Annotated in this window: 20 protein-coding genes, 1 tRNA gene and 1 pseudogene; 10 read left to right on the forward strand and 12 right to left on the reverse strand. The window is 62.8% G+C overall.

Going from position 1 to position 21,646, the window contains the following annotated elements; genetic code table 11:
- Window positions 1–122: 122 nt before the first annotated feature.
- Window positions 123–707 carry a nitroreductase family protein gene (locus tag NKH28_RS29485; protein WP_352981027.1) on the reverse strand — a complete coding sequence of 195 codons (585 nt, stop codon included), beginning with the start codon at window positions 705–707 and terminating at the stop codon, window positions 123–125.
- Window positions 708–863: 156 nt separating this feature from the next.
- On the opposite strand from NKH28_RS29485, the gene NKH28_RS29490 reads away from it, so the two are divergent.
- A complete protein-coding gene (locus NKH28_RS29490; RefSeq protein WP_352473906.1) occupies window positions 864–1,829 on the forward strand; it encodes an RgsD C-terminal domain-containing protein in 966 nt (321 codons plus the stop codon).
- Between the two features lie 159 nt (window positions 1,830–1,988).
- On the opposite strand, the gene thrS is transcribed toward NKH28_RS29490, so the two are convergent.
- The 4 genes from thrS to NKH28_RS29510 all read right to left on the reverse strand — a co-directional run bounded on the left by thrS (window position 1,989) and on the right by NKH28_RS29510 (window position 5,713).
- Window positions 1,989–3,962, reverse strand: coding sequence for a threonine--tRNA ligase (thrS, locus tag NKH28_RS29495; protein ID WP_352473907.1), 1,974 nt, complete (start codon window positions 3,960–3,962; stop codon window positions 1,989–1,991).
- Window positions 3,963–4,129: 167 nt separating this feature from the next.
- Window positions 4,130–4,945 carry a class D beta-lactamase gene (gene blaOXA / locus NKH28_RS29500; protein ID WP_352819168.1) on the reverse strand — a complete coding sequence of 272 codons (816 nt, stop codon included), beginning with the start codon at window positions 4,943–4,945 and terminating at the stop codon, window positions 4,130–4,132.
- A 146-nt stretch (window positions 4,946–5,091) separates the two neighbouring features.
- Window positions 5,092–5,466 carry a membrane protein insertion efficiency factor YidD gene (gene yidD, locus NKH28_RS29505; protein ID WP_352451412.1) on the reverse strand — a complete coding sequence of 125 codons (375 nt, stop codon included), beginning with the start codon at window positions 5,464–5,466 and terminating at the stop codon, window positions 5,092–5,094.
- 79 nt (window positions 5,467–5,545) lie between these two features.
- Window positions 5,546–5,713: a hypothetical protein gene (locus NKH28_RS29510; protein WP_352473909.1), complete on the reverse strand. Its 168-nt coding sequence runs from the start codon at window positions 5,711–5,713 to the stop codon at window positions 5,546–5,548.
- Between the two features lie 91 nt (window positions 5,714–5,804).
- Between NKH28_RS29510 and NKH28_RS29515 the strand changes: the two are divergent.
- Window positions 5,805–6,719: pseudogene (locus tag NKH28_RS29515) on the forward strand (LysR substrate-binding domain-containing protein).
- On the opposite strand, the gene NKH28_RS29520 reads toward NKH28_RS29515, so the two are convergent.
- A complete protein-coding gene (locus tag NKH28_RS29520) occupies window positions 6,716–7,162 on the reverse strand; it encodes an iron-sulfur cluster assembly scaffold protein (protein ID WP_023678879.1) in 447 nt (148 codons plus the stop codon). The pseudogene NKH28_RS29515 and the gene NKH28_RS29520 sit on opposite strands and share 4 nt — an antisense overlap.
- 240 nt (window positions 7,163–7,402) lie before the next feature.
- On the opposite strand from NKH28_RS29520, the gene folE reads away from it, so the two are divergent.
- The 3 genes from folE (at window position 7,403) to NKH28_RS29535 (ending at window position 9,600) form a co-directional block, all read left to right on the forward strand.
- On the forward strand, window positions 7,403–8,038 hold the full coding sequence (gene folE, locus NKH28_RS29525) for a GTP cyclohydrolase I FolE (protein WP_352466975.1): 636 nt from the start codon (window positions 7,403–7,405) through the stop codon (window positions 8,036–8,038).
- Window positions 8,039–8,073: 35 nt separating this feature from the next.
- Entirely contained in the window at window positions 8,074–8,544 is a 471-nt protein-coding gene (hisI, locus tag NKH28_RS29530; RefSeq protein ID WP_352500848.1) for a phosphoribosyl-AMP cyclohydrolase, read from the forward strand.
- Window positions 8,545–8,628: 84 nt separating this feature from the next.
- The gene (locus NKH28_RS29535; protein ID WP_023678882.1) at window positions 8,629–9,600 is read left to right on the forward strand and encodes a patatin family protein; all 972 of its coding nucleotides are present in this window, start codon (window positions 8,629–8,631) and stop codon (window positions 9,598–9,600) included.
- Between the two features lie 19 nt (window positions 9,601–9,619).
- Here the strand turns inward: NKH28_RS29535 and recJ are convergent, their stop codons facing one another.
- The 5 genes from recJ to NKH28_RS29560 form a co-directional block, all read right to left on the reverse strand.
- Window positions 9,620–11,404 carry a single-stranded-DNA-specific exonuclease RecJ gene (gene recJ / locus NKH28_RS29540; protein WP_352981028.1) on the reverse strand — a complete coding sequence of 595 codons (1,785 nt, stop codon included), beginning with the start codon at window positions 11,402–11,404 and terminating at the stop codon, window positions 9,620–9,622.
- A 60-nt stretch (window positions 11,405–11,464) separates the two neighbouring features.
- Window positions 11,465–12,448: a class II fructose-bisphosphatase gene (gene glpX, locus NKH28_RS29545; protein ID WP_352819164.1), complete on the reverse strand. Its 984-nt coding sequence runs from the start codon at window positions 12,446–12,448 to the stop codon at window positions 11,465–11,467.
- Window positions 12,449–12,650: 202 nt separating this feature from the next.
- Entirely contained in the window at window positions 12,651–13,964 is a 1,314-nt protein-coding gene (locus tag NKH28_RS29550; protein WP_352819162.1) for a homoserine dehydrogenase, read from the reverse strand.
- Between the two features lie 47 nt (window positions 13,965–14,011).
- The gene (locus NKH28_RS29555; RefSeq protein WP_023678886.1) at window positions 14,012–15,229 is read right to left on the reverse strand and encodes an LL-diaminopimelate aminotransferase; all 1,218 of its coding nucleotides are present in this window, start codon (window positions 15,227–15,229) and stop codon (window positions 14,012–14,014) included.
- Between the two features lie 40 nt (window positions 15,230–15,269).
- A complete protein-coding gene (locus NKH28_RS29560) occupies window positions 15,270–15,602 on the reverse strand; it encodes a hypothetical protein (RefSeq protein ID WP_352647805.1) in 333 nt (110 codons plus the stop codon).
- Window positions 15,603–15,753: 151 nt separating this feature from the next.
- Between NKH28_RS29560 and phaC the strand changes: the two genes are divergently transcribed.
- The 3 genes from phaC to NKH28_RS29575 all read left to right on the forward strand — a co-directional run bounded on the left by phaC (window position 15,754) and on the right by NKH28_RS29575 (window position 19,284).
- Window positions 15,754–17,589, forward strand: coding sequence for a class I poly(R)-hydroxyalkanoic acid synthase (gene phaC / locus NKH28_RS29565; protein WP_352540668.1), 1,836 nt, complete (start codon window positions 15,754–15,756; stop codon window positions 17,587–17,589).
- 327 nt (window positions 17,590–17,916) lie between these two features.
- Window positions 17,917–19,035: a YcbK family protein gene (locus NKH28_RS29570; RefSeq protein WP_352685557.1), complete on the forward strand. Its 1,119-nt coding sequence runs from the start codon at window positions 17,917–17,919 to the stop codon at window positions 19,033–19,035.
- Between the two features lie 174 nt (window positions 19,036–19,209).
- Window positions 19,210–19,284: transfer RNA gene (locus NKH28_RS29575), tRNA-Glu, on the forward strand.
- A 124-nt stretch (window positions 19,285–19,408) separates the two neighbouring features.
- Here NKH28_RS29575 and NKH28_RS29580 read toward each other — a convergent pair.
- Window positions 19,409–19,705, reverse strand: a complete 297-nt coding sequence (locus tag NKH28_RS29580) for a DUF982 domain-containing protein (RefSeq protein ID WP_023678889.1) — start codon at window positions 19,703–19,705, stop codon at window positions 19,409–19,411.
- A 297-nt stretch (window positions 19,706–20,002) separates the two neighbouring features.
- Here NKH28_RS29580 and map point away from each other — a divergent pair, with 297 nt between their 5' ends.
- Window positions 20,003–20,830, forward strand: coding sequence for a type I methionyl aminopeptidase (map, locus tag NKH28_RS29585; RefSeq protein WP_352451363.1), 828 nt, complete (start codon window positions 20,003–20,005; stop codon window positions 20,828–20,830).
- Between the two features lie 52 nt (window positions 20,831–20,882).
- Entirely contained in the window at window positions 20,883–21,629 is a 747-nt protein-coding gene (radC, locus tag NKH28_RS29590) for a RadC family protein (RefSeq protein WP_352473920.1), read from the forward strand.
- Window positions 21,630–21,646 lie beyond the last annotated feature (17 nt).

The following is a 21,646-nucleotide window of genomic DNA, read 5'->3' on the forward strand; positions in this document are numbered from 1 at the left end:
CGCGTCATCCGATGCTGGCCTCCACTCCAGCCAGCATCTTGAATCACAAAACCGACTGATCCGGAATCCCCTTCGATTCCGTCAAATCAGGAACCGCTCTAGGGTGTTGTTCCGCGCGAAAATTATCCCACCCACGGCCCCGAATAGTCGGCATAGAGCTTTGCCGGATCGGGCCGCGGTCGTTCCGGCGCTCGCCCCTGGTAGGAGCCGATATGGACGAAGCCGACGACCCGCTCATGCGGCGCCAGGCCGAGAATCGCCCTGCCCTCGGGCACGTCGGAATACCAGTTGCTGATCATGTTGGTGCCGTAGCCCAGCGCATTGGCGGCAAGCATCAGGTTCATCGCCGCCATGCCACCGGACAGGAACATCTCCCATTGCGGGATCTTTGGATTTTCCCTGGGGATAGAAATCACGCCGATGACCAGCGGCGCCCGCGAAAAGCGCGCCAATTCCTGGTTGCGCCGGCCTTCCGGCAGCGGCCCTTCGCGCTGTTCGGCAAGTTCTGCCAGCTTCTTGCCGATCTCGATGCGGGCCTCGCCGCGATAAAGGATGAAACGCCAAGGCTCCAGCCGGCCATGGTCCGGCACCCGCGAGGCGGCGGCGATCATCGTCGCGATCTCCGCATCGCCCGGTGCCGGTTCTTTCAAATCCGGGATCGGCGCGGAATTTCGGGTCAGCAGAAGATCGATGATCGGCGACGCCATGGGCGCAAGTCTCCTGGAATTTGAGCTGAAGCGCACCATCGGGACATCGGGCGGCTTGGGCATTGGCGCGGCGCGCCGGACAAAGAGCCCTGTAGCAGAAGCCGACCGGACTCTTAAGCCTTGAAATTGCCACCGCCTTGGGCTTCAACGCAAGGCATGTTTGAGGGGACATTGCGTCTTTTCCTGATATGGCTCGCTGCCGCACTGTTGATGGTGCCGGTTTCGCTTGCCGTCGCCCAGGATGTGGACGGCCTCGGCGAGCTGAAGCTTCCCGGAATTTCGGGCTATGCGCCTCCGAAAAGCGAGACATCGCTGGCATTGGGCAGCAGCGGGGCGATCACGCTGTCGGCGCAATTGACCGACAAGGGCGCCGACATCACGCGCGGCATAGTCTGGCGCGTCTTCAAACCCGAATCGGCCAGCGACGGCAAGCTGACGATGATCGCCTCCTCTCATGGCGGCACCGCCATATTCCAGCTCGAGCCGGGTTCGTATCTGGTCCACGCCTCCTACGGGCGGGCCGGCGCCACCAAGCGCATCACCGTCGGCAAGGAAGCCAAGCGCGAGAGCCTCGTGCTCGATGCCGGTGGCCTCAAGCTCGATGCAGTGCTGTCCGGCGGGGTGCGCATACCGCCGAAGAAGCTGCGCTTCTCGATCTATGAGAGCCACGCCGCGGCCGATGGCGATCGCGCCCTGATCATACCCGATGTCGAGCCGAACAGCGTCGTGCGGCTCAATGCCGGCACCTACCACGTCGTGTCGACCTATGGCGCGGTGAACGCGGTCATCCGCTCCGACATCCGCGTCGAGGCCGGCAAGCTGACCGAAGCGACCGTCGAGCACCGTGCCGCCGAGATGACCATGAAGCTGGTGCGCGAACCAGGCGGCGAGGCGATCGCCGACACCTCCTGGTCCCTGCTCAACGAATCCGGCGATCCGATCAAGGAAACCGTCGGCGCCTTTGCCTCGATGGTGCTGGCCGAGGGCGACTACACCATCATCGCCAAGAACCGCGACCGCATCTACCAGAAGGATTTTACGGTGGTGGCCGGGCACAACCAGGACATCGAGGTTCTGGCCACCGAGGCTTCGGCCATCGATTCCGAGGAGGGCGCCGACTGAGGCGCGCCCCTCTAAGCTGCCTTGCGCATGGGTCGCGCCAGTGCGTCGCCGACGCGCACGTCGATCGATTTGCCAGATAGGCGCGCGGCGTGACAGGCATATAAAATATAAAAAATGGCGGTGGATCGCTCCACCGCCATTCGTTGCTGGTCGACTGGTTCAGGCCGCGCGGCGCTTGCGGTCGGGTGTCACCGCCTCGTCGGCAAGCAGCCTCACGGCGGCTGCGAGGCCAAGTGATTCCTGGTCACGCGACCCGAGACGACGGATATTGACCGTTTCTTCCTCGGCCTCGCGCTTGCCGCAGACGAGGATGACCGGCACCTTGGCCAGCGAATGCTCGCGGACCTTGTAGTTGATCTTCTCGTTGCGCAGATCGGCTTCGGCGATCAGCCCCGCCGCCTTCAGCTGCGCAACAACCTTCTGGGCGTAATCGTCGGCATCGGAAGTGATCGTCGCCACCACCACCTGCAGCGGCGCGAACCAGAGCGGGAAATGGCCGGAATAATTCTCGATCAGGATGCCGAGAAAACGCTCCATCGAGCCGCAGATGGCGCGATGGACCATCACCGGCTGCTTCTTTTCCGAATCCGAGCCGATGTAGAAGGCGCCGAACCGTTCCGGCAGGTTGAAATCAACCTGCGTGGTGCCGCATTGCCAGTCGCGGCCGATGGCGTCCTTCAGCACATATTCGAACTTCGGCCCGTAGAACGTGCCCTCGCCCGGATTGACGCCCGTCTTGATCCGGTTGCCCGACCGCGCCGCGATCTTGTCGAGCACGTCCTGCAGCACGCCCTCGGCATGATCCCACATCGCGTCGGTGCCGACCCGTTTTTCGGGGCGGGTCGCCAGCTTGACGGTAATTTCGTCGAAGCCGAAATCGGCATAGGTCGACAGGATCAGGTCGTTGATCTTGATGCACTCGTCGGCGAGCTGTTCCTCGGTGCAGAAGATGTGCGCATCGTCCTGGGTAAAACCGCGCACGCGCATCAGCCCGTGCAGCGCGCCGGACGGCTCATAGCGATGCACATTGCCGAATTCCGCAAGTTTTACCGGCAGATCGCGGTAGGATTTCAGCCCGTGCTTGAAGATTTGGACGTGACCGGGGCAGTTCATCGGCTTCAGCGCAAACACCCGGTCGTCGTCGGTGTCGTCGCCAGCAACGGTCACCTTGAACATGTTGTCCCGGTACCAGCCCCAGTGGCCTGACGTCTCCCACAGGCTCTTGTCGAGCACCTGCGGCGCGTTGACTTCCTGATAGCCCTGCTCGTCGAGGCGGCGACGCATGTAATTGACCAGGTTCTGGAACATCCTCCAGCCCTTGGCGTGCCAGAAGACGACCCCGGGGCCCTCCTCCTGGAAGTGGAACAGGTCCATCTCACGGCCGAGCTTCCTGTGGTCGCGCTTCTCGGCCTCCTCCAGCATCGTCTGATAGGCTTCGAGCTGCGCCTGATCGGCCCAGGCCGTGCCGTAGATGCGGGTCAGCATCGGATTGTTGCTGTCGCCGCGCCAATAGGCGCCGGCGACCTTCATCAGCTTGAAGGCGCTGCCGATCTGGCCGGTCGCGGCCATATGCGGGCCGCGGCAGAGGTCGAACCAGTCGCCCTGTGCATAGATCTTGAGATCCTGGTCCTCGGCGATGGCGTCGATCAACTCGAGCTTGTAGCGCTCGCCCTTGTCGGCAAAGATCCTTTTCGCCTTTTCGCGCGACCAGACCTCCTTGGTGAACGGCTTGTTGCGTGCAATGATCTCGCGCATCTTCTTCTCGATCACCGGGAAATCGTCGGGCGTGAACGGCTCGTTGCGGGCAAAATCGTAGTAGAACCCGTTTTCGATCACCGGCCCGATGGTCACCTGCGTTCCCGGCCAAAGTTCCTGCACGGCTTCGGCCAGCACATGGGCTGCATCGTGGCGGATGAGCTCCAGCGCACGCGGGTCCTCGCGGGTGATGATCTCGACTTTGCCCGATCTGCCGATCGGGTCGGAAAGATCGCGCAGCGTGCCGTCGATCGAATAGGCAACGGCCTTCTTGGCCAGCGACTTCGAGATCGATTCCGCCAGGCCGGCGCCGGTCATCGCCGCGTCGTAATCGCGAACGGAACCATCGGGAAATGTCAGGGAAACGGAATTCAGCATAAGATTCTCCTATCCAGTCCCGCAAACGAGCGCGGGTGGTAAAATGCATGTCGCCCAAGACTGCTTAGCGGTTTTGGCGCTACGACATGCATCAGTAAGAGCCGGATGCGTCCGGCGGCGAGCGGTCTTTTATGGGCAGTTTTCGGCGCCGTAAAGCCGGATGTAGGTCACCTGAGGAGATTCGGCAGATCTTTCAGGAACATCGCCCGCGTCTTGAGTCCCTTTGGCGTGTCGGAACGTTTCGTATCGACTACCAGGCGGGCAAAGACGATCTTGCGAGCATCGGTCTGCGCCCAGCCGACAAACCAGCCAAGCGAGCGCTTGTCGGCGCTGTCGCCGAGCCTGGTCGTTCCGGTCTTGCCCTGCACCGTCCAGCCGCCTGCCCGGAAGGTCGGGACAATCGCGCTGGTCATCGCATGGGCCTTGTCCGAAACCGGCAGTTTTCGCGCCAGCAGCTTGCGCAGGAAATCGACCTGCTCGACCGGCGATATCTTGAGCGAAGAATTCACCCAGGAATGGGTGAGGCCGTCATTCTTGCCGGCAGTGCCGGAGACTTCGGTGTTGCCATAGTCCAATCTGCACACATAGCCGGCAAACTGTTTGCTGCCGAGCCGGCGCGTAATCTCGCGTGAGAACCAAAGGACCGAATCCCTTTCCCAGATCGTCGGGTCGACGGTCTTGCGGTCCCGTTTCGGGGCATTGAACTCTGCCTTGTACTCCCAGCTTGGCGTATGCTCGTCGCTCAGGATTCCAGCATCATAGCCGATCAGCGCCAGCGGAACCTTGAATGTCGAGGCGGGGCTGAAGCGCTGATCACAGGTCCCTTGGCGATACAGCGTCTCGCCGCTTGCGGCGTCGACGATCAGCGTGCATTCGACGTCCCCGAGCGGCGCCGATTGCGCACGGATCGGAAAACCCATCAGCCACGCCAGGACGTAGAGAACCACGGCGAAAATGAAGGGACGACGATCTATCCGGCGCATTTGGTAATCTCTCCTGAAGGGTGTCAGGAGCGGCTTAGCGAGGTGTCTTGTCTCGATTTTGTCTCAAATGCGCTATGTCAGCGCAAGCTGCGGTTAACCCTACCAGATCGTAAAAAGCGACCCCTCTGTGCACCGCACAGTTGCGGTCAACTGTCCAGGTCGCCACGTTTTTTCCCGATCCGCCAGTACCGCCATGGCGTGAACCAGAGGTAGCGATCAGCCAGTGCCTCAGGCACCCGGTCGATGCCGTGCGTGCCGAACGGTCCGCAGCGCAGCACCCGGAAAAACCCCATCCAGCCGCCGGCCCACAGCCCGTGGCGGGCGATCGCTTCGTACGCGTATTCGGAACAGGTCGGCAGATGCCGGCAGGAATTGCCGACGAAGCCGGACAGCGTCAGCTGGTAAAGTCGGACAAGCGACGTGCCGAAGACGCGGCCCGGCGTCTTGCGCCACGGGCCGGACCAGTTGCGTCCTTGTCGAATCGGCCTGGCGCCGTGCGCATGCCGATGTTGGCCGACCACCGCAGTCTCCACATCGCGTTTCCCTACGCGATAGATGTGCGCATCGGGCCAGGAACGCAATGCCGTTCCGGCAATCCCGTCATGGCCTGGTAGGGCGAACCGGATAGCGGTCGGGCGTCGGCCTTCGGCATACGGCGACGCTGGTCGGCGGCCTCTCCTCGCACCAATCCCTATGCGGTTTCTCGTCGTACCATTGAAACGTCGCGATCCGCATCACATCGCCCAGAATGTTGAGAAACTGGATCATGGCGGCACTCCTTGAGCACCGATTAGAGCGCCGCTGGCCTTGCTCTTCAAACGAGTATAACGTCCACGTCAGATAACTCTGAGTTATGCGAATGAAGCGCGGACACCTCCCCCTGACGGCTCTGAGAAGCTTCGAAGCAGCCGGTCGTCACCTGAGCTTCAGCCGTGCGGCCGAGGAGCTTTATGTTTCGCAGGCGGCGATCAGCCGACAGATCCGCGAGCTCGAAACCTTCCTGCGCCAACCTTTGTTCTTCCGCCATCATCGCCGCGTCGAGTTGACCGACACCGGCCAGCGGCTGCTCGACCAGTTGGTCAGAAGTTTCGAGGGCATCGACAGGCTGCTTTCGGAATTGACGGCGGCCCCGACGCAGTCCGTGGTGCGTGTCAGCGTCGAGCCATCGCTTGCATCCGTATGGCTGGTGCCGCGGCTCAACCGCTTTCGCGAGTTGCGACCCGACATCGACGTTTCCCTTGAGGTCGACCCGAGATTGATAGAGTTTCGCAGCGATCAGCCCGAACTTGCCCTGCGTTTCAGTGCGCACGCCACCTCATGGCCACGCAGCGAAGCCGAACAGCTTGCCGCGGTCGTCGATTCCCCAGTTCTGTCGCCGGCACTTCTTGCATCCGGCCCAGCTCTGGAAAAGCCGATCGACCTTGGTCGCTATACGTTGCTGCACGAAGAAAACCGTCAGGCTTGAGCACGCTGGTTCGAAGCGGCGGGCGTGACGGCTGATGCCGTGCCTGCGCGCGGTCCGATGCTGGCCGATGCTTCGCTTTCGAAGCAGGCAGCCTTGCTTGGACATGGTGTCGCGTTGGGCGATCTTTTGCAGATCGGCGAAGAACTTGCGTCCGGCGCGCTTATCAAGCCTTTCGACATCGACGTCGCGTCGGGCGCCTATTGGCTAGTAGCCAGAAGGCTGAATGACCTTTCCGAACCAGCCAGGGCTTTTGCCGACTGGGTCCGGGCGGAATTCGCCGAAAGCCGGCGTTTTCTCGCCAAGGTTTAAGCCGCCTCTTCCGCCCGCTTCTTCTCGATCTGGCCGATGGCGTCGACCACTGCGTCGAAGGTCAGCATGGTCGAGGCGTGGCGCGCCTTGTAGTCGCGCACCGGTTCCAGGTATTTCAGGTCGGCGAAGCGGCCTTCGGGCGGCGGGCCGTTTTCCTTCAGCATCTTCAGCATCGTCTCGCGCACGCTGCGCAATTCTTCGGCGCTGGCGCCGACGACATGCTGCGCCATGATCGACGACGACGCCTGGCCAAGCGCACAGGCCTTCACGTCATGCGCGAAATCGCTGACGACGCCATCATCCATCTTCAGATCGACGGTCACCGTCGATCCGCACAGCTTGGAATGTGCTCGTGCGGTTGCGTCGGGCCGGTCGAGCCGGCCGATCCGTGCGATGTTTCCGGCAAAACCCAGAATTTTCGCATTGTAGACATCGTCGATCATATTTTTCCAATCCGTCGCCGCCCAGCGAACAGTCATTGCCGCTCTGGCGTCTTCCTTTCGCTCGGCACGAACATATATAATGGCGGTAGTCGGGTATCGACAAGGCGACCACAAACCTCGTCATACCCAATTCTGTTCACGCCACTTACGGGCTGGAAACCGGGCGAGTTTCTGACACCCGAAAGGTCGTGGTCCGTTCAACTCGTTCCTCCTGAGAGAGGAACTACGGGAGACGCCTTTATGGACGCCGTTATCAAGAAACTCATGCCGCGGTCTGCCTATATGGAAAAGCCGGTCACCGACCGGCCGAGCGAGGCCGAAGTCGAAGCCGCTGTGCGCACCTTGTTGCGCTGGACCGGCGACAACCCTGACCGCGAGGGCCTGATCGACACGCCGAAGCGCGTCACCAAGGCGTTCAGCGAAATGTTCAACGGTTATGATATGTGCCCAGCCGAGGAACTTGGCCGCACCTTTGAGGAAGTTGCCGGCTATGACGACCTCGTTCTCGTCAAGGACATATCCTTCCACTCGCATTGCGAGCATCACATGGTGCCGATCATCGGCAAGGCGCATGTCGGCTATCTGCCTGACGGCAAGGTTGTCGGCCTGTCCAAGATAGCCCGTGTCGTCGACATCTTCGCCCATCGCTTGCAGACCCAGGAAGCGATGACCGCGCAGATTGCCGGCGTCATCCAGGACGTGCTCAATCCGCGCGGTGTGGCCGTTATGCTTGAGGCCGAGCATATGTGCATGGCCATGCGCGGCATCCGCAAGCAGGGCTCCACCACGCTGACCTCAACCTTCACCGGCGTCTTCAAGGACACACCCGAAGAGCAGGTCCGCTTCGTCACCATGGTGCGCGGCGGCAGGATCTGATCGGCCTGCCGGCTTCGCTAGATAAGGACCGGCGAATGTCGGCATTGGAATTCCCGAAAGCTCCAACAGACAAGAAGGCACTCGAGGAAGGCGCGGTCCTTTCACCGCGCTTCGATGCTGCCGGCCTCGTCACTGTCGTGGTCACCGATGCCGAAGACGGCGTGCTGCTGATGGTCGCGCATATGAATGCCGAGGCGCTGGCGCTGACGCTCGAGACCGGCATCGCGCACTACTGGTCGCGTTCGCGCAACGCGCTGTGGAAGAAGGGCGAAACCTCGGGCAATGTCCAGCAGGTCGTCGAGATGCTCACGGATTGTGACCAGGACGCGATATGGTTGCGCGTCAAAATGCTGGGTCACCAAGCAACTTGTCACACCGGCCGACGTTCATGCTTTTATCGGACGGTGGGGCTGAGCGATGGCAAAGGGACGCTTGCCAGCGACGGCAGCAACCCGCTGTTCGATGCGGAAAAAACCTATCGAAAGCCCAATACACCATCAATATGAACCATTCGCAGCACTTCAGCCACGTATATTCATGATTTCGATACGGCCCGCCTATAGGATGACCGTGGGACAAGGGAGATTGTGATGCTCGACTGGGCGTCATTGCGCAACAGACCTGACGTTCGGGAGGCCAATGGCCTCTCCTCGGCCGCGGGCGCATCCGAAACCAAATCTCCGGGCAAAACTGGGATTTCGCTGGCATTGGGTGGCGGCTGTGCGCGCGGCTGGGCGCATATCGGCGTGCTGCGCGCGCTTGATGAAGCCGGCATCGAAGTGTCGATGATCGCCGGCACCTCGATCGGCGCGCTGGTCGGCGGCTGCTATGTTGCCGGCAAGCTCGACGAGTTGGAAGAATTCGCGCGCAGCCTGACCAGGCGGCGCATTTTTGGCCTTCTCGACCTCAATCTACGCGGCAGCGGCCTGTTCGGTGGCATGAAGCTCGATGCGCGGCTGCGCGAGCACATAGCCGGCATCCGCTTCGAGGACCTGCCAAAACCATTCGTCTGCGTCGCTTCGGAAATCCGCACCGGTCATGAGATCTGGCTGTCGAGCGGCTCGTTGAGCACCGCAATGCGCGCCTCCTACGCGCTGCCCGGCGTGTTCGAGCCGGTCGCCTGCAATGGGCGTGTGCTGGTTGACGGCGCACTGGTCAATCCGGTGCCGGTCTCGGTCTGCCGTGCCTACGAGCAGCCGCTCGTAGTTGCGGTGAACCTTCACTACGATCTGTTCGGCCGCGCCGCGGTGATCAAGCACAATGCCGGCGAGCTGGTCATCGAGAAAGACGCGCCGAGGGCCGGCCACGCCGATCCCGAACGCCAGTCGCGCGAGACGCGGCTCGGCATTACCGGCGTCATGGTCGAGGCCTTTAACATCATCCAGGACCGCATTTCGCGCGCCAGGCTGGCCGGCGACCCGCCGGACATATCGCTGCAGCCGAAGCTCAGCCATATCGGCCTGACCGAATTCCACCGCGCCGACGAAGCGATCCGTATCGGCTACCAGGCAACGATGGCGCAGATCGGCGACCTGACCCGGCTGCAGACCGTCCTCGCTTAGGCAGGGCGGCAGCGAGCTCTCAGGCAAGCGCCGCGTCGACGATGCGGAACTGCACCGTGCGGTTGCCGTTCCAGTGGTTGCCCGACAGCGAGCCGGCGACATGCACCGGCTTACCCCTGTTCTTGAACAGGAATTCGCCAAGAGCCGTGTCGACCGCGCGAAAGGCGATCGCCTGGATGCGGCCGCCGCTTTCCGACTGCAGGTCGGCGCGGATGTGGTTGCTGCCGACCGCCCGCGCATCGACAAGCCGGTGGCGCGGAAGCGCGAACACCGGCGCAACATGCCCGGCGCCGAACGGCCCTGCCCTCTCAAGCGTATCGAGCAGCGCAAGCGTCGCGCCCTCGGCGGCAAGTGCGCCGTCGATCGCCAGGCTCTCCTCGCCTTGCAGGCGGAACACATCCACCGCCGCGCGCTCTTCGAAGAAAGCCCTGAGTTCGCCGAGCTTCGCCCGCTCGACAGTGATGCCGGCCGCCATTCCGTGGCCGCCGCCCTTGACGATAAGCCCGGCATCGGCAGCCTCGCGCACCAGCCGGCCGAGGTCGAAGCCCGACACCGAACGGCCTGACCCCGTACCGACACCATTGGCGTTGAAGGCGATGGCAAAGGCCGGCCGTCTTGCATGGTCCTTGAGCCGCGAGGCAAGCAGGCCGACAATGCCAGGATGCCAGTTGCTGCTGGCTGTCACCACGATGGCCGGACCATTGCCGCCGGCAAGCTCGGCATCGGCCTCTGAGCGCGCGGCGGCCAGCATCTCCTGCTCCATCGACTGCCGTTCCTGGTTGAGCCGATCCAGCGTCTCGGCGATGGTGCGGGCCTCGACGGGGTCGTCGGTTGCAAGCAGGCGGCTGCCAAGTGCTGCGTCGCCGATGCGCCCGCCGGCGTTGATGCGCGGACCGATCAGAAAGGCCAGATGGAACGTGCTGATCGGCTCGCCTATACGCGAGACCCGCGCCAACGCCGCCAGCCCTTCGTTTCTCTGCTGCCGCGCCACCTGCAGCCCCTTGACCACGAAGGCGCGGTTGACGCCGGTGAGCGGCACCACGTCGCAGACTGTGCCCAGCGCCACCAGGTCGAGCAGGCCAAGCAGGTCCGGCGGTGCGGCATCCGGCAAGCGGCCGCGCAGGATCTTCGCGGTCTGCACCAGGCAAAGGAAGACGACGCCGGCGGCACAAAGATGACCTTGGCCGGAAAGGTCGTCCTCGCGATTTGGGTTGACGACCGCAGCCGCCGCCGGCAGCGGCCCGCCGACCTGATGGTGATCGAGCACCACGACGTCGGCGCCGGCGGCCTTTGCGGCGTCGATGGAAGCAGCACTGTTGGTGCCGCAATCGACGGTGACGATCAGCGTCGCGCCGCGCGAGACGAGTTCGCGCATCGCTTCCGGATTGGGGCCGTAACCCTCGAAGATGCGGTCCGGTATGTAGATCTCCGACGCCACCGAGAAATATGCGAGAAAGCGCTTGAGCAGCGCCGACGAGGCGGCGCCGTCGACATCGTAGTCGCCAAAGATCGCCACTTTTTCCCTGGCCATCACCGCCTGGGCGATGCGAGCGGCGGCCCTGTCCATGTCGGTCAGCGATGCCGGGTCGGGCAGCAGATTGCGGATGGTCGGATCCAGAAACCGCTCGGTCTGCTCGGCGGTGACACCACGCCCGGCCAGCACACGTGCCACGATGTCAGGCACGCCATACCCTTGCGCGATGGCGAGCGCGGCCATGTCCTGACGCTCGGTCAGCCGGTGTTCCCAGGAAACGCCGGTGGCCGACTGCCTGACATCGAGGAAAAAGCGTCTTTCCCCCGTCACGTGACGCGCCGTCTGCAATTTGTCATTGCGCACAATATGCAACGGCTAACTGAGTCGAAATCAAAACTTTTCCAGATCCTGATGCCTGGCTTTGATTTCGCGCACGGTCCGCGATGACGAGCGCAGCACGATCGTGTGCGTGGTGATGAAATTGCGGCCGAACTTGACGCCGGCCAGCATATTGCCGTCGGTGACGCCGGTCGCGGCAAACAGCACGTCGCCGCGTGCCATGTCTTGCGTGTGGTAGATCCGTTTTGGGTCGGAGATCCCCATCTTCGCGGCGCGCGCCAGCTTTTCCGGCGTATCGAAGATCAACCTGCCCTGCATCTGGCCACCGGTGCAGCGCAAGGCGGCAGCTGCGAGCACGCCTTCGGGCGCGCCTCCGGTGCCGAGATAGATGTCGATGCCGGTCTCGTCCGGGTCGGTGGTATGGATGACCCCGGCGACATCACCGTCGCCGATCAGACGGATCGCGGCTCCGGTCGCCCGCACGGCTTCGATCAACGCGCCATGGCGTGGCCGGTCGAGAATACAGGCGGTGATCTCCGCCACCGGCACGCCCTTGGCCCTGGCGAGGCTGGCGATGTTTTCGGCCGGCGAGGCATCGATGTCGATGATGCCGTCGGCATAACCCGGACCGATCGCGATCTTGTCCATATAGACGTCCGGCGCGAACAAAAGGCTGCCTTTTTCGGCAATGGCGATAACGGCCAGTGCGTTGGGCAGGTTCTTGGCGCAGATTGTCGTGCCTTCGAGCGGATCAAGCGCGATGTCGACAGCCGGGCCTTGGCCGGTACCGACCTCCTCGCCGATATAGAGCATCGGCGCCTCGTCGCGCTCGCCCTCGCCGATCACCACCGTGCCGTTGATGGCAAGACGGTTGAGCTCCTGCCGCATGGCATCGACCGCGACCTGGTCGGCGGCTTTCTCGTCGCCGCGTCCGCGCAATCTGGCGGCCGCGACCGCGGCGCGTTCGGTGACGCGCACCAATTCCATGGTCAGTATCCGGTTGAGGCCGGCGACAATGTTCTGGGCCACATTCATCGATGGACAATCCTCGTTGGCACTTTGTTTTTATTATGCATGTCGTTGTCCCAAAACCGCTGCACACTTTTGGGCGACATGCATTAGCCTCCCGCCAGAGACGCGCTTCTTGTGTCAAAGCCCCGTGACAACAGCAAGACCTGCGCTGGACCTTTTTGAAAGCGCAGCAATATCAATCGATTGAAGGTAAAATGTGAGACTGCTATCCGGCCCGCTCGATGCGGATGACTTGCGGCTTGTCGGTCAGAAGGCTGTCCCTGGTGATGCCGTCGACGGCCTTGCGCACCGCCGCCTCGGTCGTCTCGTGGGTCACTAGGATAACCGTCTTCTGTGCCTCGGTTTCCGGCCCGGCGGCATGCTGGACGATCGATTCCAGAGAAATGTCGTTGTCGGCCATGCGCTTGGCTATTGCCGCGAAAACGCCGAGGCGGTCGTGCACGGTCAGCCGGATGAAATAACCGCCGGCATGGCTGCGCATCTGCGCCTTCTTGTAAGGCTTCAATTCCTTCACCGGCCGGCCGAAGACCGGACCATGCTGGAAGCCAGGCCGGCTCTTGGCGATATCGGCAATGTCGCCGATCACCGCCGACGCGGTGGCGTTGCCGCCGGCGCCAGGGCCGGAAAGCAGCAATTCGCCGAGGATGTCGGTTTCTATCGCTACCGCATTGGTGACGCCGTGCACCTGCGCGATGACCGAGGCCGTCGGCACCATGGTCGGGTGCACGCGCTGCTCGATGCCGCTTTCGGTGCGTTGGGCGACGCCAAGCAGCTTGATCCGGTAGCCGAGATCGCCGGCCGCGCGGATGTCGGCCTGGCTGATGTTGGAGATGCCTTCCATGTAGATATCGTTGGCGGCGATCCTCGTGCCAAAGGCAAGGCTGGTCAGGATCGACAGCTTGTGCGCGGTGTCGTGACCCTCGATGTCGAAGGTCGGGTCGGCTTCGGCATAGCCCAGCCGTTGCGCATCCTTCAGGCAGGCATCGAAAGACAGGCCCTCGGCTTCCATGCGCGTCAGAATGTAGTTGCAGGTACCGTTGAGGATGCCGAAAACGCGGGTCACCGAATTGCCGGCCATCGCCTCGCGCATTGTCTTGATAACCGGAATGCCGCCGGCCACCGCCGCCTCGTAATTGAGCAGCACGCCTTTCCTCTCGGCGATCTCGGCCAGCGCCACGCCGTGCTTGGCAAGCAGCGCCTTGTTGGCGGTGACGACATGGCGGCCGCCTTCAAGTGCCGCTTTTACGGACGAGCGCGCCGCCCCGTCGTCGCCGCCGATCAGCTCGACGAACACGTCGATCTCGCCGGTCTGCGCCATCTTGATGGCGTCGTCGAACCACTGTGCTGCGCCAAGATCGACGCCACGGTCGCGCTTTGGGTCTCGGGCCGAAACGGCTGTGACGACGATGTCGCGTCCGCACTGCCGCGTCAGTTCCGCCGCCTTGTCGCGCAGCACGCGCGCCACCGACGCGCCGACGGTGCCGAGACCGGCAATTCCAACACGCAATGCTTCAGCCATGTCCGGCGGCGCCCCTCAACAACTCGGTCGATTTGATATGCAGAAACTCAGCGATGTGCGGCGAGCGGTACGACGTTATTCGGCTGCTTGGCGCTGGATGCGAGGAAGCGCTTGATGTTGCGCGCCGCTTGCCGGATCCGATGCTCGTTTTCGACCAGCGCGATGCGCACGTGATCGTCGCCATGCTCGCCGAAGCCGACGCCCGGCGCCACCGCGACGTCGGCGTGCTCGATCAGGAGCTTGGAGAATTCAAGCGAGCCCAGGTGCTTGAACGGCTCCGGGATCGGCGCCCAGGCGAACATCGATGCCGCCGGTGCGGGAATGGTCCAGCCGGCGCGGCTGAAAGCGTCGACCATGACATCGCGGCGTTTGCGGTAGACGTCGCGCACTTCCGCGATGTCGGCGCCATCGCCGTTGAGTGCATGCGCCGCCGCCACCTGGATCGGCGTGAAGGCGCCGTAGTCGAGATAGGATTTCACTCGCGTCAGCGCCGAGATCAGCCGTTCATTGCCGACCGCAAAACCCATGCGCCAACCCGGCATCGAAAAGGTCTTCGACATCGAGGTGAACTCGACGGCGACGTCTATGGCGCCCGGCACCTGCAGCACCGAAGGCGGCGGATTGCCGTCGAAATAGATCTCCGAATAGGCAAGATCCGACAGGATGATGATGTCGTTCTTCCTCGCGAAGGCCACCACCTCCTTGTAGAAATCGAGCGAAGCGACCAGTGCCGTCGGATTGGACGGATAATTGAGGATCAGTGCCAGCGGCTTCGGGATCGAATGGCGGATGCCGCGCTCCAGGGCCGGGATGAAGCCGTCGTCCGGCTCGACCTGCAGCGAGCGGATGACGCCGCCCGACATGATGAAGCCGAACGCATGGATCGGATAGGTCGGATTAGGGCAAAGGATCACGTCGCCGGGGGCGGTGATCGCCTGCGCCATATTGGCGAAGCCCTCCTTCGAGCCGAGCGTCGCCACCACCTGGCTGTCCGGGTCGAGCTTCACACCGAAGCGGCGGGCATAGTAGTTGGCCTGGGCACGACGCAGGCCCGGAATGCCGCGCGACGACGAATAGCGGTGCGTGCGCGGATCGCGTACCACCTCGCAGAGTTTGTCGACGATGGCCTTGGGCGTCGGCAGGTCCGGATTGCCCATGCCAAGGTCGATGATGTCGGCGCCGCGCGAACGGGCGCTGGCCTTCAGCCGGTTGACCTGTTCGAAGACATAGGGCGGAAGCCGGCGGACCTTGTGAAATTCTTCCATGGCAGTTCCAGACAGTGAGGTTGCGGTCGCGCGTATAAGCTTATTTGCAACTAGGGTCGAGAGCGGGGTCGCATTTGCCTTCGATCTGCTTCAGCGCCTCGGCGCCGTGTTTTTTTGCCAGCTGGTCCAGCGCTGCCTGGTCCGCAACCTTGACGCCCCCGCCCTTGGCGGCCTGGCTCTGTTCCTCGGCCTTCAGTTGGGCGAGCTTGGCGTTCTTTTCCTCGTCGGTGAATTGTTCGGCCGCCACCTGCGGCCGGATGTTCAGGTTCGGATAGGAACCGGTGTCCTTCGCGCCGACAAGGCCGGTGGCGGGCGCCGCACCTTCCATGTTGCTGCTCGTGCAACCGGCCATCGCCAACAGGACGAGCGCCATGCGGCAAAAACGACCAGTGCCGGAAAAAACGTTCTTGCCAATATTAATCGTCATATTGTTTTCCTGGCGGCCGGGTTAGAGCACATTGGACCCTGTTCGATATCCCATGGTAATATGTCAACAAAACGCTTCGGGAGGAACCCCGCGAACCATGGCCAAAACACCCGATTCGGGCAAAGCGGAAGATGACCAACCTTCGACCGTCGAGCAATATCTGGTGAAGGACCCGGAACGCTTCGCGCTGAACATGGCTCGCATGATCGAGCAGGCCGGCAAGGCCGCCTCGGCATGGGCCGAGCCGCGGGAAAAAGGCGAGGTGCGCGATCATGTCGCTGAGCCGGTCGTCGACATGGTGAAGACGTTCTCCAAGCTCACCGAGTACTGGCTCTCCGACCCGCAGCGCGCGCTGGAGGCGCAAACGCGGCTGTTTTCCGGCTACATGACCGTCTGGGCCAACGCCGTCCAGCGCATCGGCGCCGGCGCCGAGGACGCCGAGGACGCGGTCAAGCCCGAGCGCGGTGACAAGCGTTTCCAGGACCCGGAATGGGGCCGCAACGCCTTCTTCGATTTCCTCAAACAGGCGTATCTGGTCACCTCGCGCTGGGCGGCCGAACTGGTCGAGCACGCCGATGGCCTGGACGAGCACACCCGCCACAAGGCCGGCTTTTATGTCAAGCAGGTGTCCAATGCCATCTCGCCGTCGAATTTCATCCTGACCAATCCGGAATTGTTTCGCGAGACTGTCGCCTCCAACGGCGAAAACCTGGTGCGCGGCATGAAGATGCTTGCCGAGGACATCGCCGCGGGCAAGGGTGACCTGAAGCTGCGGCAGGCAGATTATTCGCCCTTCGAGATCGGCAAGAATCTCGCCGCCACCCCGGGTAAGGTGGTCGGCCGCAGCGACGTCGCCGAAATCCTGCAATACGAACCGACTACCGACACCGTGCTCAAGCGGCCGCTGCTGATCTGCCCGCCATGGATCAACAAATACTACATCCTCGACCTCAACCCGCAAAAATCCTTCATTCGCTGGGCAGTCGAGCAAGGCCACACCGTCTTCATCATCTCCTGGATCAACCCGGACGAGCGGCACGGCGCCAAGAGCTGGGAGGCCTATATCAGGGAGGGCCTGCAATACGGCCTCGACACGATCGAGAAGGCCACCGGCGAAAGGCAAGTCAACGCCATCGGCTATTGCGTCGGCGGCACGCTGTTGGCGGCAGCGCTGGCCTTGATGGCGCAGGAAGGCGACCACCGCATCAAATCGGCGACCTTCTTCACCACCCAGGTCGATTTCACCTATGCCGGCGATCTAAAAGTGTTCGTCGACGAGGAGCAGGTCGCGGCCGTCGAAAAGGCGATGAACGAGAAAGGCTATCTCGACGGCACCAAGATGGCGACCGCCTTCAACATGCTGCGCTCGGGCGACCTGATCTGGCCCTATGTCGTCAACAACTACATGCGCGGCAAGGATCCCCTGCCCTTCGACCTGCTCTACTGGAATGCCGATTCGACCCGCATGGGCGCTGCCAACCATTCTTTCTATTTGCGCAATTGCTATCTCGAGAACAGGCTTTCGCAAGGCATGATGGAACTGGCGGGCCGCACGGTTTCGCTGAAGGACGTTACCATGCCGGTCTACAACCTCGCCTCTAAGGAGGACCATATCGCGCCGGCGCTGTCGGTATTCCTCGGCTCGAAATATTTCGGCGGCGAGGTCGATTACGTCATGGCCGGCTCCGGCCACATCGCCGGGGTCGTCAATCCGCCGGCGGCGCAGAAATATCACTACTGGACCGGCGGCAAGCCGGCCGGCGACTTCGACCAGTGGCTCGCCGGGGCCACCGACCATCCCGGTTCCTGGTGGCCGCACTGGCAACGCTGGATCGAAGCCAAGGACAATACCCGCGTACCGGCCCGCAAACCGGGCGAGCATATGCAAGTTCTAGGCGAAGCCCCCGGCACCTATGTCAAGGTGCGCGTGTAACCATCTGTAATGTGTGGTGAGTTGACGCGCCGCCAAAAGCGGGCGAAATGGTGCCGTCAACCCTGAGCAGCCTTGATTCATCCTCTAGCCGCCAAATTACTTTGAGGCTTGCAGATTTGACACAGGTCTCGTTTCCGGTTCGGGGAACAAGGGTCATTTCGACGAGACGTTTCGACGCCGCGCCAATGACGAACCGGTCGGATATCGAGGGGGAATTTTGTTTTGAGATCAGCAGGATCGCGCCTCGCGAAGGGAGAAAGCCGCGCCATTGTGGCGGCGCTTTTCTCGGTGCTCCTGGCGTCCTGCACCTCGGCCGGCGACCCGACCATGTCGGTCGGCATGCCAGGCTATAATACCTCGGCTACCGAAATCAGCACGGCCGCCGGTGCGCCCCAGGCCAGCACGGCTGCATCATCGTCGCAGATGATAACCGCACAAATGACGATGAATGCCGACGGTGACGCCAACCTTCCCGAGCAGGTCGCCTATGTGCCAGTGGCCAAGCCAGGGGCCAAGCCCGATGCCGGCTTCCCGATCGCCGTTCCCACGGCAGCCGAGACGATCGCGGCACACACGACGCAGCCGCTGCAACCAAACGCCCAGACGGCTGAACAGGCCGAGGCACAGAACAGTGCTGATGCATCGAAGCCCGACGCCAAGGCCGCCGCGCCGGCGATGAACAACCCGGTTTATGTGACCGCCGGCGAGATGCCGCAGCCACAGGCCTACGCACCGAAGAAAAATTTCCTGGCCTCGCTGTTCAGCGCCACGCCTGCTTCGGCGGCACCTTCTTCGCCGGCCAACAGCAGATCGGGCGGGCAGCCAACGGTCATGCAGGCCAAGGCGACGCCTGCGGCAAAACCCACCGTCACCCTGGCTTCGGCCGATCCGGCTGAAAAGCCGGTGCAGCTGGTGTCGACGGGCGATACCAGCCACTTCACGGCCGATGCCCTGCCCGGCGTGCGCCAGACGGCGCTGTTCGAGATCAAGCGCAAATCCGGCCTCGACGATGAGAGTGACGTCGATCTCAACGAAGACGAAGGTTCGGGTGGCGCCTACCAGGTCGCCTCCGCCGCCGGCCTCGCCCGGCTGGCGCCCAACGGCCTCCTGAAACAGAACGAAAGCGTCGATGTCGCCTGCTTGAAGCCGTCGCTGGTTCGCGTGCTGAAGACGATCGAAGGCCACTACGGCCGCAAGATGACGGTCACCTCCGGCTATCGCGATCCGGCCCGCAACCGCCGCGCCAACGGCGCCAAGAATTCGCTGCACATGTACTGCGCGGCCGCCGACATCCAGGTCCCCGGCGTCTCGAAGTGGGAACTGGCGAGCTACATCCGCACCATGCCGGGCCGCGGCGGCGTCGGCACCTACTGCCACACCGAATCCGTTCACGTCGATGTCGGACCGGAGCGCGACTGGAACTGGCGCTGCCGCAGGCGCGGCTAGGGCGAGGATCTTCCGTCACCGCGAAGGCCCTTCGGCGGCGTTGCATCATGCCGCAAAAACCAGCTTGGCTGTCGGAAAGACGCGGTTTGGAGCCAAAGGAAAAAAGTTGTCGCAGCCGGCGGCAGACGGGTTGCCGGTTTGTCGCGACGCAACTATAAGCGCTCACATCTGAGCGCGCCCATCGTCTAGCGGTCAGGACACCGCCCTTTCACGGCGGTAACAGGGGTTCGATTCCCCTTGGGCGTACCAGCATTTCAACTTGGCATATGTCTATCGCCAGCGTGATGCTGCGCCAGCTCTGCTGGACCCGCCACTCTGATAGGGGTGTCGGCAAGAAGAGGCGAAGACGACTGAGGACTTCGTCGAAGGCTGTCTAAGCCCGCAGTCCCCTCGCCTCGCCGCCGCGCTTGCGCGGAACCATCATGTCCCTGGCAAGCAGGCCGCTCACCCGGCAAAAGGCCATGAAGGCCCGCCATGCGTCTTCGGTCTCGACGATGTCCACCGTGGCGCCAAAACAGGCATTGAACGCGGCCTGGTAGGTTGGTCCCTTCCGGCGAACCGGCCATGTTTGCAGGAAATCGAGCGCCTGCTCGACACTGTAGATTTCCTCGACCGGCTGGCCGGGCACAGGCGCGATCCGCACCGGCACCTCGAATTGCAGTCTGTCCATTCGATCTCTCCCGAACTGACACCCCCGCAGCAACGCCGTTCGTCGCAAAAAATTGCCGTGGCGGCTTAATGCTTGGGCCGCTTCTCGCCTAGAAATGTGTCGTCACTACGGTGGTCAATGAACCCAGCGAAGTATGGGCCGCTAGAGGCAAGGAGAATGCCCCCAGGCGTGAATATCGCCGGTCTTCGGCCCGTCGCCGGCAGTTCGTCCTTGAACCTTGCGCTTTCCAGTGCCAAATCTGGGAAGGTTTCTCTCGCCGAGGCTCATCCAGCCCCGCATCCCTGCAAGACGGATAAAATGGTCACCTATCTCGACGCCGCCACGGCACCGCTCAGAAACACCGGCCAGATCCGTCTTTACGACGAGGAAGGTTTTGTCGGCATGCGCAAGGCTTGCGATCTCACCGCGCGCTGCCTCGACGAACTGGTACCGATTGTGGCGCCCGGCGTCACCACCGAAGCGATTGATCGCTTCGTCTTCGAGTTCGGGATGGACCATGGCGCGCTTCCGGCGACGCTCAACTACCGTGGCTATACGAAATCATCCTGCACCTCGATCAACCACGTCGTCTGTCACGGCATACCCGACAACAAGCCGTTGAAGGATGGCGACATCGTCAATATCGACGTCACCTATATCCTCGACGGCTGGCATGGCGACTCCTCGCGCATGTATCCGGTGGGCACGATCAAGCGTGCCGCGGAGCGGCTGCTCGAAGTCACGTATGAGTGCCTGATGCGCGGCATCGCGGCAATCAAGCCGGGCGCCCGAACCGGCGCCATCGGCGCCGCCATCCAGACCTATGCCGAAGCCGAGCGTTGCTCGGTGGTGCGCGATTTCTGCGGCCACGGGGTTGGCCGGCTGTTTCATGACGCGCCGAATATCCTGCATTACGGCAGCGCCAGCGAAGGCGTCGAGATGCGGCCGGGCATGATCTTCACCGTCGAGCCGATGATCAATCTCGGCCGGCCGCATGTGAAAGTGCTGTCGGACGGCTGGACCGCGGTGACGCGCGACCGTTCGCTGTCGGCGCAGTACGAGCACACGATCGGCGTCACCGAGACCGGCTGCGAGATCTTCACGCTGTCGCCAAAAAACCTCGACCGCCCCGGCCTGCGGGCCTAGTGTCTGGCAGATCGGGCGTTACCTTGCCCGGCAAATGCTGGGTGGGGCAGCCATGAACGGTGACAACGACGAGCGGGCCTTCTTTCCCGAAAGGCCAGTGCGATCGCCCGCGAAGGCGGTGGCCGCCGACAAGCCGCATTATCTCGGCCATCGCGACCGCCTGCGCGAGCGCTTCGCCGCCGGTGCCAACACCCTCCCCGACTACGAGCTGCTCGAGCTTTTATTGTTTCGGCTGATCCCGCGCGCCGACACCAAGCCGGTCGCCAAGGCATTGCTGGCACGCTTCGGAACATTGGCCGAGGTCCTCGGTGCGCCCGTCGAGCGCCTGCAGGAGGTGAAGGGCATCGGCCCGGCGGTTGCGCTCGACCTCAAGGTGGTTGCGGCAACGGCGCAGCGCATGGCGCGCGGCGAGATCGCCGGCCGCGAGCTGTTGTCGACCTGGACGCAGGTTCTCGAATACTGCCGGTCGGTGATGGCCTTCGAGGAGCGCGAGCAGTTCCGCATCCTGTTCCTCGACAAGAAAAACGCGCTGATCGCCGACGAAGTCCAGCAGGTCGGCACCGTCGACCACACACCGGTCTATCCGCGCGAGGTGGTCAGGCGCGCCTTGGAGCTCTCCGCCACGGCGATCATTCTGGCGCATAACCATCCGTCGGGAGACCCGACGCCGTCGCGCGCCGACATCGAGATGACCAAGCTGATCATCGAGACGGCCAAACCGCTTGGTATTGCCGTTCACGACCACATCATCATCGGCAGGAAAGGCCACTCCAGCATGAAGGGCCTGCTGCTGATCTGAGGTTTGGCGTTGTCTTC

Source organism: Mesorhizobium sp. M1227, from assembly GCF_040318315.1.
Classification (GTDB): domain Bacteria; phylum Pseudomonadota; class Alphaproteobacteria; order Rhizobiales; family Rhizobiaceae; genus Mesorhizobium.

What these genes read in the sequence shown, in the direction of transcription:
- NKH28_RS29485 (WP_352981027.1), bottom strand. Translation starts at nt 707, where the DNA reads ATGGCGTCGCCGATCATCGATCTTCTGCTGACCCGAAATTCCGCGCCG.
- NKH28_RS29490 (WP_352473906.1), top strand. Translation starts at nt 864, where the DNA reads ATGTTTGAGGGGACATTGCGTCTTTTCCTGATATGGCTCGCTGCCGCA.
- thrS (WP_352473907.1), bottom strand. Translation starts at nt 3,962, where the DNA reads ATGCTGAATTCCGTTTCCCTGACATTTCCCGATGGTTCCGTTCGCGAT.
- blaOXA (WP_352819168.1), bottom strand. Translation starts at nt 4,945, where the DNA reads ATGCGCCGGATAGATCGTCGTCCCTTCATTTTCGCCGTGGTTCTCTAC.
- NKH28_RS29510 (WP_352473909.1), bottom strand. Translation starts at nt 5,713, where the DNA reads ATGATCCAGTTTCTCAACATTCTGGGCGATGTGATGCGGATCGCGACG.
- NKH28_RS29520 (WP_023678879.1), bottom strand. Translation starts at nt 7,162, where the DNA reads ATGATCGACGATGTCTACAATGCGAAAATTCTGGGTTTTGCCGGAAAC.
- folE (WP_352466975.1), top strand. Translation starts at nt 7,403, where the DNA reads ATGGACGCCGTTATCAAGAAACTCATGCCGCGGTCTGCCTATATGGAA.
- hisI (WP_352500848.1), top strand. Translation starts at nt 8,074, where the DNA reads ATGTCGGCATTGGAATTCCCGAAAGCTCCAACAGACAAGAAGGCACTC.
- NKH28_RS29535 (WP_023678882.1), top strand. Translation starts at nt 8,629, where the DNA reads ATGCTCGACTGGGCGTCATTGCGCAACAGACCTGACGTTCGGGAGGCC.
- glpX (WP_352819164.1), bottom strand. Translation starts at nt 12,448, where the DNA reads ATGAATGTGGCCCAGAACATTGTCGCCGGCCTCAACCGGATACTGACC.
- NKH28_RS29550 (WP_352819162.1), bottom strand. Translation starts at nt 13,964, where the DNA reads ATGGCTGAAGCATTGCGTGTTGGAATTGCCGGTCTCGGCACCGTCGGC.
- NKH28_RS29555 (WP_023678886.1), bottom strand. Translation starts at nt 15,229, where the DNA reads ATGGAAGAATTTCACAAGGTCCGCCGGCTTCCGCCCTATGTCTTCGAA.
- NKH28_RS29560 (WP_352647805.1), bottom strand. Translation starts at nt 15,602, where the DNA reads ATGGCGCTCGTCCTGTTGGCGATGGCCGGTTGCACGAGCAGCAACATG.
- phaC (WP_352540668.1), top strand. Translation starts at nt 15,754, where the DNA reads ATGGCCAAAACACCCGATTCGGGCAAAGCGGAAGATGACCAACCTTCG.
- NKH28_RS29570 (WP_352685557.1), top strand. Translation starts at nt 17,917, where the DNA reads ATGTCGGTCGGCATGCCAGGCTATAATACCTCGGCTACCGAAATCAGC.
- NKH28_RS29580 (WP_023678889.1), bottom strand. Translation starts at nt 19,705, where the DNA reads ATGGACAGACTGCAATTCGAGGTGCCGGTGCGGATCGCGCCTGTGCCC.
- map (WP_352451363.1), top strand. Translation starts at nt 20,003, where the DNA reads ATGGTCACCTATCTCGACGCCGCCACGGCACCGCTCAGAAACACCGGC.
- radC (WP_352473920.1), top strand. Translation starts at nt 20,883, where the DNA reads ATGAACGGTGACAACGACGAGCGGGCCTTCTTTCCCGAAAGGCCAGTG.